This window comes from Pseudomonas sp. CFBP2511 (genome assembly GCF_030209255.1).
In the GTDB taxonomy this organism is placed as follows: Bacteria; Pseudomonadota; Gammaproteobacteria; order Pseudomonadales; family Pseudomonadaceae; genus Aquipseudomonas; species Aquipseudomonas avellanae.
Genome location: NZ_JARVSI010000010.1, coordinates 190,402 through 201,843, shown reverse-complemented (window position 1 = coordinate 201,843; position 11,442 = coordinate 190,402). Strand labels below are relative to the sequence as shown.

10 protein-coding genes are annotated in these 11,442 nt (G+C 58.7%); 6 read left to right on the top strand and 4 right to left on the bottom strand.

Annotated elements, in window-relative coordinates; translation table 11 throughout:
- Positions 1 to 8: 8 nt before the first annotated feature.
- A complete protein-coding gene (locus QRN38_RS09490) occupies positions 9 to 2,510 on the bottom strand; it encodes a TonB-dependent siderophore receptor (RefSeq protein WP_057419185.1) in 2,502 nt (833 codons plus the stop codon).
- 248 nt (positions 2,511 to 2,758) lie between these two features.
- Between QRN38_RS09490 and QRN38_RS09485 the strand changes: the two genes are divergently transcribed.
- Positions 2,759 to 3,187, top strand: a complete 429-nt coding sequence (locus tag QRN38_RS09485; protein WP_005764200.1) for an HPF/RaiA family ribosome-associated protein — start codon at positions 2,759 to 2,761, stop codon at positions 3,185 to 3,187.
- 91 nt (positions 3,188 to 3,278) lie between these two features.
- On the opposite strand, the gene QRN38_RS09480 is transcribed toward QRN38_RS09485, so the two are convergent.
- Together QRN38_RS09480 and QRN38_RS09475 are read right to left on the bottom strand one after the other, a co-directional pair.
- Complete coding sequence (locus QRN38_RS09480; protein ID WP_057419186.1) at positions 3,279 to 4,241, bottom strand: FecR family protein; 963 nt, start codon at positions 4,239 to 4,241, stop codon at positions 3,279 to 3,281.
- Positions 4,238 to 4,780, bottom strand: a complete 543-nt coding sequence (locus QRN38_RS09475) for a sigma-70 family RNA polymerase sigma factor (RefSeq protein ID WP_007244069.1) — start codon at positions 4,778 to 4,780, stop codon at positions 4,238 to 4,240. Before QRN38_RS09475 ends, QRN38_RS09480 begins: the two co-directional genes overlap by 4 nt.
- A gap of 164 nt (positions 4,781 to 4,944) precedes the next feature.
- Between QRN38_RS09475 and QRN38_RS09470 the strand changes: the two genes are divergently transcribed.
- A complete protein-coding gene (locus QRN38_RS09470; RefSeq protein ID WP_024666616.1) occupies positions 4,945 to 5,277 on the top strand; it encodes a DUF3509 domain-containing protein in 333 nt (110 codons plus the stop codon).
- Between the two features lie 244 nt (positions 5,278 to 5,521).
- Positions 5,522 to 5,854: a YXWGXW repeat-containing protein gene (locus QRN38_RS09465; protein ID WP_007244070.1), complete on the top strand. Its 333-nt coding sequence runs from the start codon at positions 5,522 to 5,524 to the stop codon at positions 5,852 to 5,854.
- Positions 5,855 to 5,922: 68 nt separating this feature from the next.
- Here the strand turns inward: QRN38_RS09465 and QRN38_RS09460 are convergent, their stop codons facing one another.
- Positions 5,923 to 6,411 carry a phosphate-starvation-inducible protein PsiE gene (locus tag QRN38_RS09460; protein ID WP_010437603.1) on the bottom strand — a complete coding sequence of 163 codons (489 nt, stop codon included), beginning with the start codon at positions 6,409 to 6,411 and terminating at the stop codon, positions 5,923 to 5,925.
- A gap of 427 nt (positions 6,412 to 6,838) precedes the next feature.
- On the opposite strand from QRN38_RS09460, the gene QRN38_RS09455 reads away from it, so the two are divergent.
- The 3 genes from QRN38_RS09455 (at position 6,839) to QRN38_RS09445 (ending at position 11,440) form a co-directional block, all read left to right on the top strand.
- Positions 6,839 to 7,105: a YebG family protein gene (locus QRN38_RS09455; protein ID WP_005764221.1), complete on the top strand. Its 267-nt coding sequence runs from the start codon at positions 6,839 to 6,841 to the stop codon at positions 7,103 to 7,105.
- Positions 7,106 to 7,808: 703 nt separating this feature from the next.
- Positions 7,809 to 9,059: a non-hydrolyzing UDP-N-acetylglucosamine 2-epimerase gene (wecB, locus tag QRN38_RS09450; RefSeq protein ID WP_024666614.1), complete on the top strand. Its 1,251-nt coding sequence runs from the start codon at positions 7,809 to 7,811 to the stop codon at positions 9,057 to 9,059.
- 167 nt (positions 9,060 to 9,226) lie between these two features.
- Positions 9,227 to 11,440, top strand: a complete 2,214-nt coding sequence (locus QRN38_RS09445) for a cellulose biosynthesis cyclic di-GMP-binding regulatory protein BcsB (RefSeq protein ID WP_057416324.1) — start codon at positions 9,227 to 9,229, stop codon at positions 11,438 to 11,440.
- The last annotated feature ends 2 nt before the right edge of the window (positions 11,441 to 11,442 follow it).

The window sequence follows — 11,442 nt, the reverse complement described above, 5'->3', positions numbered from 1 at the left end:
AGCCTGTCTCACCACCGATACGTAGCACTCGCCTGCACGGTGCGTTGCGAGCCGTACCAGCACCATGAGTAGGTGTAGCACGACGCAACGTACTCCTTGTTGGCGAGATTGGTGACATTCAGCGCCAGGCGCAGGTTGTCCATCGCGTTGCTGATGTTCGGAATGTCGTAATGCACGGCGGCATCGAACAGCGTATAACCCGGCACTTTCAGGGTGTTGGCTTCATCCCCCCAACTCGCGCCCACATAACGTGCGCCGCCACCCACACCAGCGCCTTTCAACTGCCCGTCATGAACCGTGTAATCCACCCACGCCGAGGCGGTGTGGCGTGGAATGGCCGGTGCCGTGGTGCCTTTGGTGGTCAGATCAGGACCTGGCGCATCGCCGATGATGCCGGACGTGACATTGACCACGTTGCTGGACTTGGTCACCCGGTTGTCGAGATAGGCGTACGCCGCAGTGATGTCCAGGTTGTCATTCAAACTGGCCTTACCTTCCAGCTCGAAACCACGCGACTGCACTTCACCGGTCTGCACCTGACAGACCGCGCCGTTGCACAGGTTGCCATTGGGGTCCTGGCTCAGCACATTGGAACGACGCAGGTCGAAAATCGCCGCCGTGATGAAGCTGTTGCTGCCTGGCGGCTGATACTTGATACCCAGCTCGTATTGGGTGCCTTCGGTCGGATCGAACAACGCACCGCCCAGCCCCGTGCCGCTTTGTGGCTCGAAGGATTCCGAATAACTGATGTAAGGCGCCAGGCCGTTATCAAACAGGTAAACCAGACCCAGACGCCCGGTGAACGCTTCGCTGTCAGCCGAAGACCGGGTCTTGGTGCCTGAAGTCAGGTTGGTAGAACTGTTGCTGCTCTCGGCCCAGTCGTAGCGGCCGCCCATCAACAGCACCCATTTGTCCCACTTCAACTGCTCTTGCAGGTACAGGCCCTTCTGCTGATCACGCTGTGTGCTCGACTCGGTAAAGGCTGGAACCTCGACAGGCGAGCCATAGACCGGGTCGAAAATGTCCAGCGTTGGCCCTATGCCGTAACCCGCTTTGGTATCAGTGCTGGTGTTCTGATAATCCGCACCCAGCAATAGCGTGTGCTGCAACGGGCCGGTGTCGAAATTGGCCTGCATCTGGTTATCGATGGTGTAGGAGTCCAGATTCACATCGGTGGCGATGGTGGCGCGTTCGGAGGTGCGATAGTCAGGCTGCAATGTGCCCCAGCCGTTGTAGATGCTTCGGTAAACCCCTTCGCTGCGCAGATAGCGGGCGTTCTGGCGCAAGGTCCAGACGTCGTTCAGATGGTGCTCGAACAGGTAACCGACGGCGTGATATTCACGGTCGCTCTTCTCGAAATTCTTCTCGCCATCATAGAAATCGAAATCGATGTGCCGCCCGGTCGGGCTTTTCACCACCGAACCATAGGCCGGCATCGATCCGTAGGAAGCCCCCTTGGGATCGCTCTGCAGATTGGCCAGCAGGGTCAGCGAAGTGTCCTCGTCGGGCCGCCAGGTGAACGCCGAGGCCAGTGACTGGCGACGGGTTTCGGTGTGTTCGATCTGGCCGTCGGCATCGTCGTACAGCCCGGACAGGCGATAGGAATAAACACCCTGATCATCAATCGGCCCGCCAAAATCGAACGTGGTGCGCTTCTTGTTGAAGGTGCCATACGTCAGACCGATCTCATGGAACGGCGTCTCGGTGGGCAATTTGCTGACCATGTTCACCACACCACTGGGGCTGGCCTGACCGTACAGCACCGACGCAGGACCACGCAGCACTTCCACACGCTCCAGATCGAACACGTCTTTCTGTGGCGCGGCATCACGGTTGTCCGGCATGCGCAGCCCGTCCAGATACAGCGCAGGCGAAAAACCGCGGATGCTCAGCATGTCCAGACGCGAAGCCGTCGAGCCACGTGTCTCGGGCACCACGGCGGCGCTATAGCGCAACATCTGGCTGAGGTTCTCGGCGCCCTGGGCTTTCATCTGGTCTTTGGTCACCACCGAGATCGACTGCGGGGTTTCGATCAGCGCAGTGTCGGTCTTGGTCGCCGAGAGGCCACGCGTCGCCACATAACCGGTTACAGGCCCCGTAGCGGTCTCCAGCCGGGACGCGCCGCTGATGGTGGTCGCCTGCAATTCCAGCGACCCCTCCACCGCCTCGGGCGCGGTCTCGATGCGATAACGGTTGGCCGACAATGCCGTGGCGCGCAAACCGCTGCCGCTCAGCAAGCGGGCAATCGCCTCGTCGGTGCCGTACTGCCCCTGCAAACCGGGGCTGCGTTTACCCCGGGTAAGCGCCGGGTCGAACGCCAGCGCAAGGCCCGCCTGCTCCGAAAACGTATTGAGCACCTGGCTCAAATCCCCAGCCGGTATCGAGAAACTGCGCGCCGCACTGACGTCTGCATTCGGCGACGAAGGCTGGGCGGCGTGCGACGGCATCGCTGCACAGGCCATGAGTACGGCAAGTGCCAAGGGGTGCAGCGAACGGGCGGGACGGGGCATGACAGATCCTTGGTATAGATTGGGGTTCCTTAGCCATGACGCACACGATCGCAAAACAGACAGCGAATGAGATGGATTTTCATTCAATAAATCACGAATAATTTTTTTACTGCGAAATATTTCTTCCATATTGGGGTTGAATTGTTGGGCCATTGCCGCCAACACTGTGAATGAGCGCAAACGAAATCGATTCCGCAAGGAATCACGCAGTCCAGCCTCGCACGAGCAAGCCCTAATAAGGATTAACTATGCAAATCCAGGTCAATAGCGATAATCACATCGAAAGCAGTATCCGACTGGAGGAGTGGGTTCGTACCACCGTTGAAAGCACGCTCGAACACTACGATGAAGACCTGACTCGCGTGGAAGTCCATATCCGCGATGAAAACGGCGACAAGCCCGGCCCGCATGACATCAAATGCCAGATGGAAGCCCGGCCAAAAGGACACCAACCCATTTCTGTTTCCCACAAGGCCGATACGGTCGATCAGGCGGTGGACGGCGCAGCCGTGAAGCTTGATCACGCTCTGGAGCATCTGTTTGGCAAACTGCGTGGCAAACGCAGTGCTGCGCCGGTTATTGCCGAGCAGGACGACGACCCGATCAGCCCGGATGCGCTGCTCGAAGAAGAATTTCTGGAAAAAGAGCAGGAGAAAGAGGCCGCTCGTTTGGGCTGATAATCTGACACATCTCGCAAAACAGACACGTTTTGCAAACAAAGGGCGAACCGGCAACGGTTCGCCCTTTTTGTCTTTTATCAGCGCTGTGTCATCGAGCGTCAGGCTTGACGATGACCAGCAGGTCGGTAAACCGCTCGACCTTGATCGGCAAGTTGTCAGCCAGTGTGGCCAATGCCGCATCGGTGTCATCCAGCCGGAACACGCCCGACACGCGCAGGCCTGCAAGCGCTTGCGTATCGTAGCGCAACAGGCCGTGGCGATAGGTCGCCAGGGTTTGCAGCACTTCACTCAACGGCCGGTCATCGACCTTGAGCACGCCGCGCGTCCAGTCTGCCGGGTCATCACTGCCCAATGCGTGCGGCGTCTGCACGCGTCCATCCTTGAGCAGCGCCTGCTGACCGGTAGCCACATTTATCACATCTGCCGTGTTGGCCTGGGCGGCAATGGCCGATTCCAGCACGCTGACCGTGGTGCCCTCCTCGCCGCGACGAACCACAAAACGTGTGCCCAGCGCGGTGATGGTGCCCTGGTCTGTGCGCACCACAAATGGTCGCTGCACATCTTTGGCCACCTCGACCCACAATTCGCCTTGTAACAATTCGATCACGCGTTGCCGTCCATCGAATTTAACATCCAGCGCAGAGCCACTGTTGAGCTGCACCTGGCTGCCATCGGCAAGGGAAAATTCGCTTCGCTCGCCCACGTCGGTGTGCCGGTCTGCCATCCACACCGGCAGGCGCTCGACACTCATCCAGCCGCACACCAGCACCCCCACCAAGGCCAGCGCCTGAACAGTACGCGAGGTCGGTTTCGACCCCGCAGGTGCGAACGTCTGACGAAGGGCGATGCGCGCCGGAGTGTCGGACAATTCGTCAAAACTGCCCCACAGAGACTGCATCCGCGACAGCGCAAGCTGATGCCCCGGATCAGCCTTTCGCCAGCGTTCGAATGCATGTCTGTCGGCCGCGCTGACCGGCTCATCCTGAAGCAAGGCCAGCCAGGAAGCGGCCTCGGTGATCATTCGTTCGGAGGGTTCACGCTGGTCGCTCATGCAAAATGGCCCGAACCATGCAGTGCCTTGTAGCAATGCACCATGACGCTGGCCATGTACTGTTTGACCATGCTGGAGGACACCCCCAAATGAGTGGCGATTTCGCTGTACGTCAGACCATCGAGACGGTGGAGCAAGAAGGCCTGCCGCGGTTTTTCGGGCAGACCTTCAAGCAACCGGGCGATTCGCTCGAGTATCTGCAGCGCGGCGTGAATGGCTTCAGGGCTGGGAATGCTCGCCTCGTCGGCATGCAGCGCCAACGCATCCAGATAAGCGCGTTCGACCTTGCGGCGGCGGGCACCGTCAATCAGCAGACGGGTGGCCGTGGTCGCCAGAAAAGCGCGCGGTTCCTTGAGGTTGAGCGGCTCGGTCAAGGTAAGAATTCGAACGAAAGCATCATGAGCAAGATCGGCTGCACGCTGCGAGCAGCCCAGTTTTTTCCGCAGCCAGTTCTGCAACCACGAGTGGTGGTCGACGTAGAGCTCGGTCATTTGTTGGCGACGACTGGCGTCATCATCAACGGCGGAAAAGTCGCGCATACGTCAAAGCTTCTCAAACACGAAAAATTATCATTAACGCGAAAGATGACATCAAAATCTGTCAGCAGCAAGCACAGGAGTAAAGCAACCGCTGATCAGTCATCGAGAACCAAAAGGACAAATACCCGGTCAACTTATGCAGAACCATTGAGCAGGTGAATGATATGGACAATCCTTTTCAGATGATCACGGACACATTTCACCCCGACTATCGGGTGAATCTGAGCATTCAGGGGCTGGAAGGCAGCATCATGCTGACCTTGTCCAACGAACGCGGGGTCGTTGCCAAGCGCCTGATCAGCGCCGCGCAACGTAACGATCCGCTACGCCTGCGCAAGCTCATCGAAAGCGTGCAATTCGGTATCGCCATCGAGCGTGGCGAGAGCGCTATCAAGATTCTCGCGGCGATGACCGACGGTGTTACGCTGCAGAAAGCGCCGAGGCCTGCGAATGGTCTTTGGGCCTCAGGCCAGACGAATACAACCGCCGCCATCTGACGACATTTATTTCGGGGGTGGATCCGCCACTCCCCGCTTCATAGCCTGTCAATTTTCAATCCTGCCCATTCACAAAGCCCTGGCGTCGTTGATGAAGTCAGGATTTTGAACGCTTCAGCCCCTCCCCCAGGTTCAGCAAAAGTACAGATACAACCTGCTACAACATTCCTTGCGCAGAAACATTCGAGCGACTGGGCATTGCGTTCAGCGCCACTGCACCGCCGGATAATTCCGAGGAGGCAACATGTTCTTACGTTACGGGGTATTGATCGCATCACTTGCGATAGCGTCAGGTTGTGTCGAGGAGCGAGTCGTGCATGAGCGATCGCACGCGCATCATGAATACGTCGAAGAAGTCATCGCGCCGCAAGCGCCGCCCGAGCGGGTGATCGAAGTCGAACCGGCTGCGCGTCCCGGCTATGTGTGGGCGCGTGGTTACTGGCACTGGAATGGTGAGCGCTACGTGCCGGTTCACGGCCACTGGGAGGCGGAACGGCCTGGCTATCGCTATGTGCATCCGCACTGGGAAAGCGCAGGGGATGGCTGGCACTGGCACGCCGGGGTCTGGGCTAACTGATACCTTTATAGCAATGCCTGTCTAGCAACTTCATGGCGGCATCGTTCCCGGATGCCGCCATTGCCGCATCAGATCTCGCCTTTCTCCTCGGTCACGGCGCCTTTGACCGCGCTGGATGAATCGGGAATCTTCGCCGACGGGTATTTGTACGACGCGTAGCGCACGACCAGAATCGCGAACGCCAGCAACAGAATGCCGCCACACAGGTAGATGATGCCAATGTCCGGCGGGTTGTGGTGGGACACGTCGGAAATCAGCAAGCGAGTCAGGGCCGTGATCGCGACGTAGATCAAAAAGCGCACGGGCATGTGGTTGGTCTTGAAATAAATCCCCGTCATCGCCCCCAGTTCCAGGTAAATGAACAGCAACAGAATGTCATCGACAGTGACGTTGCCTTTCTCGACCATGCCCAGGAATGCGACCACTGACGCCCAGGCGGTGATTGCGCCGATGGCGAACAGCGCAAGAAAGTGGAAGCTCTCGACGCAGAGGTTGCCCAGTGATTCGGCCTGCGCATGCACACGATGCCTTATCTTTACTGCCCATTTGTTTCCCATGACGCTTTACCTCTGAACCTTGGTTTATGCCAACCGGATGATGCCGGGTACTCATGACGCTCGTTGTGGCCTGCTTTTTAAAGCAGGAACAGGGCCATAGGCTATGGTTGAGAGCGCGACGGGTTGTCGCAAGGCACATTTATCGGGCAAAAAGATGCTCAAACGCCATCAGTCAGGCAGGGGTTGATTGGCACACGGCTTTTACTGTATAAAAACACAGTAATCGAGAATCACCGCAACGCAGATGCGTGCGTGAGTTGATTGGCCTTCAATGTGGCGCACCCGATGCGGTGCACCGCTCGCGATACCTGACCGGCATGCTGGTCATGCACGATCACAGCTTTTGCATCAACCCGCTGGTCAGAGCGTGAAGCGCTGAGCGTCCGGGTCTAGCCCCTTAAACACTGGATAAGACGACGAGGCCAACATGGCTGTTGAAACCCTTTACCGCAGTACCCGCGATCTGGAGACTACTTTCGTGGACCGTAAACTCGCCGATGCGCACGACCAAATGCTCGAGCTGGCCGAGCTTCTCACCGACGTCCTGATCAAGAACGTACCGGGGCTCTCGGAGAAGCATGCTGAGGATGCGAGCATCTATATGGCGAAGAATCGGGCCGTGTTTGCAGCGGCGTTCAAAAACAACGCAACAGCGTTGAGCGAGCTCTCGGAGCCTGCCGAGTCAGAAGGCTGATTGCGGCCTGCCCTGCGATCCTCCTCACCCGAGGAGGTCGCTGATTGCTCACCTGTTGATTCAAGCAACTGCGTTTGACCTGATTGCCTTTGATTTGATAGTGCCTGCGCCTGACAACTTGATCATATGTAACCCGGCTCACAACAACCCCCTGCTCGCCCTTCCTGCAAACTCATTGCATAATTAAAGTTCCACACCGTCATAATCTCAGCGCCAGTTTTGTGAACCCCTTCTCTATTATTGTCATTTAACAGGCGTCAGGAATCTGCTGTAGTGACCCGGACCGACGCCGCTGTTTTTTTGTTGGAACTTTTTGCCATCACGCCCAGTTACAGCACATGTACAGCCTATGAAAACTGTCGCAACCGCGCTACTATCAGGGCCTCAACACCCCGTATTCATTGGCCAAAACCTGACTTTTAAAAGTTTTAACCATTTACAGACCGTATTAAAAAATGAAAGTTCCGACAAGCTGTTACTTTGAAAAATAGTTAATAAAAAATTTGGCTTTATTAAGTTCTTCTGCTAATAATCCTGACAATTCCGGGTAACAAGGCACCTCGCTACATCACATTGAAGTGAACATCGAGTCATCCACTCCGATTATTCCCGCCCGAGAAACTCATCAACTCACAAGCTAACCAAGCTGGTTGCAGCCTGGTTTTGCTGCTGTGCGGCGCGCTCAAAGCGCGGGAGGAAATAAATGGCTGGTCAACACCCCAGAATGAAGGTCCTTTCAATTTTCGGCACTCGTCCAGAAGCCATCAAGATGGCACCTCTGGTCAGAGCACTGGCCGCAGAGCCGGGTATCGATTCGAGAATCTGCATCACCGGGCAACACCAGAGCATGCTGCAACAGGTGCTGGACATGTTCGAGCTCAAGGCTGATTACAGCCTCGACGTGATGCGCCCCGAGCAGACCCTGAACTCCCTGACGGCAGCGCTTTACGCCGCCATCGACCCGATTCTGGATGACATGAAGCCGGACAAGGTTCTGGTTCACGGTGACACCACGTCGGCGATGGTTGCGGCCATGTCGGCGTTTCACAGGCGCATACCCATCGGCCACGTCGAAGCGGGCCTGCGTACTGGCGACATCCGTCAGCCCTGGCCTGAAGAGATGAACCGTCGTTGCATCGACCTGATCTCCGATCACCTGTTTGCACCCACTGCCGAGTCCCGCCGCAACGTGCTGGGCGAACGCCTGCAAGGCGTGTCGTTTGTGACCGGCAACACCGTGATCGACGCGCTGCAACTGACCGCTGAGCGAATCGACAGCAACCGCCAGTTGCGCCACGCACTTGATCGCCAGTTCTCTTTTCTGGTGCCTGAGCGCAAGGTTCTGGTGGTCACAGGGCATCGTCGCGAGAATTTCGGCGATGGCTTCCTGAATATCTGCAAGGCGCTGGCCGAGCTGGCCAAACGCGACGATATGCAAATTGTCTATCCGGTACACCTGAACCCCAATGTGCTGGGGCCGGTGACCGAGCACCTGGGCGAATTGCCCAACGTGCACCTGATCAAGCCGCTGGACTACCTGTCGTTCGTGCGCCTGATGCAACGTGCCCACGTCATCCTCACTGACTCAGGCGGCGTGCAGGAAGAAGCGCCCTCGCTGGGCAAGCCGGTGCTGGTGATGCGCGATGTCACCGAGCGTCCGGAAGCCGTTGCTGCAGGCACCGTACGCCTGGTGGGCACCGAGACGGATGCAATCATCAACGGCGTGAACGCTCTGTTTGATGACGAAATTCTCTGGCAGAACGCCTCCCGTTCGGCCAACCCTTATGGCGACGGCAAAGCCAGTGCACGCATTGTCGATGCACTGATGGGCCGCCCGGTGGATGAGTTTGTCGCCGAACTGCCGCGCCACCGACCTGATTCGATGGACGCGCAACGCGACACCCGAATCAAGCCTCAGCCGCACCATTCCCGGATGCGCTCGATGGCCGGTTAACGAAAAAACGCGCAGGTAGCGCACACCAACACCTGAACAATTCCGCAGGATGCAGTCCGCAAGCGACAAGGGCACTCGGTTCCAACCGAGTGCCCGTAAAACGTTGTAACGCACCGGCACTCTGCATCAAGACCCAATGGCCTTGAGCCCTCACCGAGATCTGCCTGATGAAATCTTCCGTTGCCGTAAACATGGGCGCGTTGAATGTCCTTGCCTGCGGGATGAGCCTGTTGGCTCTGATGCCTGCCTTTGCCCTCGCTGCCGAGAGCCCGTTGACCCAGGCGATCAACCGGATCACGGCTGACAGCCGTCAGGAACGCGTGATCGAGTTGAGGGAGCTGGGCATTGATCGCCCGATCATCCTCAATGCTACAGATGCGCGCCGCGAGCTCTACCTGCCGGTGCCGGCCAATGTGCCGCTGACTGATGCGACGCTGAACTTTGACGCCAGCTATCTGAATGGCGAAGCCGGCCGCAATACGCTGCTGCTGTCGCTGGACGGTTATCCGGTGCGTGCACTGGGCCTCAACGAAGAACAGGGCAACGCCAGCGCGACCCTGGGCGTCGACAAGGCCGCGCGCGAAAGCGGCTCGGTGCGTCTGGGGATCGCCTGGTCCTCGGTGATCTCCAAGGTGCTCTGCGAAGACCAGCGCGCCATCGGCAATGTATTGCGCATCGACCCGCACACGCGCCTGACGTACAGCTATGACGCCAGCCAGTTGCAGGATGTCGGTGCGGCATGGAATGCGCTGCCCGGCAAACCTGGCTTACTGGTTGCGCCGGGCACCTTGTCCAGCGCCAGCTACGATGCGGCCTGGCGTATGGGCGTGGCGCTGGAGCGGATCGGTAAACAGGCACGCATTCTGCCGTTTCCAGCCGTGCAGGACAGCGTGGACCTGAGCAACCTGAACATTCCGGCAGAGCTCAAGCAGATCCCGGCGTTCGCCAGCCTCGACGGCAAGGGGCAGTACACCCTGCGCGACCCGGCAGAGATCGGCGCATTGCTGATGCTCGGCCAGACACCTGCGTTGCAGGCAGACCTTGCGCTCAGCGACGCGCCATTGCTCAAGGCCATCGATGATTCCCTGAACGCTCTTCAGGCGCAGGTACAAGGCCTTGATGCCTCGGCCGGCGCTGCGCTGACCCAGTGGCGTGCACGGCATATCAAGCAACCGCTCGCCAACAGCACCGAAGACGTGAGCCTGGCCCTGCTGGGCAATCGCGCGCTGTTGATGATCAAGCCAGAGTCGGCCAGCAAAGCCATCGGCCTGTTCAGTTCGGCGTGGAACACACTGGCGCGCAATCGCCAGTTGACCATTGGCGAAGAGACCGCCATGCCGCTCAGTGAAGACGGCCGTGTAGCGCTGACGCGTCTGGGCGGCAAGCCTGGCACCGTGGATGTGCTGGCGAAAACCGACTGGAGCGCTTCTTTCCCGCTGGGCAGCGTGGCCTATGACGGTCGTGTGCCGGTGACCGCGATGATCGACGTGGCCGCTGCACCGGGCGCGTCGGGAACGCCGCCGGTGGCCACGCTGTTCCTCAACGATTACCTGATCGGTGCGATGCAACTGACCGCCGATGGCAAGAAAGAGCGCATCGAAGCACGGATCCCACAATACGCACTGGCAGCGCAGAACGTCCTGCGTGTGTCTTTCCAGCGTCAGCCGGTGAGCAACCAGTGCCTTGAAACGCCGCAGGCTTTCCCGATCTCGGTACTGCCAACCAGTCACGTGGTGCTGGACAAGGTGACACCGGACGAGAATTTCTCGGGCATGGCGGCGCGATTCGCCACCGACACTCAGGTGATGGTGCCTAAAGGCTACCTTGAGCGCCCGGCCAGCAGCCTGCCGCAGGTCATCCGCATCGCCAGCGCCTCCGGCGTCTCGCCGTTGCGCGCCCAACTGAGCGTCAGCGATGACGCCAGCGTTGCCGTGACCCCGGCCAAGGCGTTTCTGGCCTTCGAGCTGCCCGTCAAGGACGCTGCCGAGTCGGTCAGGGTCAGCAACGACGGCCATCTGCTGATCAACCATAAAGAACAGACGCTGCTCGACCTCAAGTCCCTCAACCACCTGGCTTCGCTGCAAGTGATCGAAGCGGGCGGTCAGCACGGCATGGTCTATCGCACCCTCGGCGGTCAGGCCCCGGTGTTCGAGCGTCCAGTGCTGCTGGAGCGCGGCAATGCCACGGTATTGGCCGACAGCGGCTCACTCACCACCTTTGACGCCAAGGATCCGACCGGCAGCCAGATGATTGAGGACGAGGAAAGCACCGGCATCGACGCCTGGCGCAAACCTTCGCTGCTGTGGCTGATTCCGGCCGGCATCGTACTGTTTCTCATCCTGTTGCTGGCTGGCCGTAACGCCCGTCGCAATCGCTCGTAACA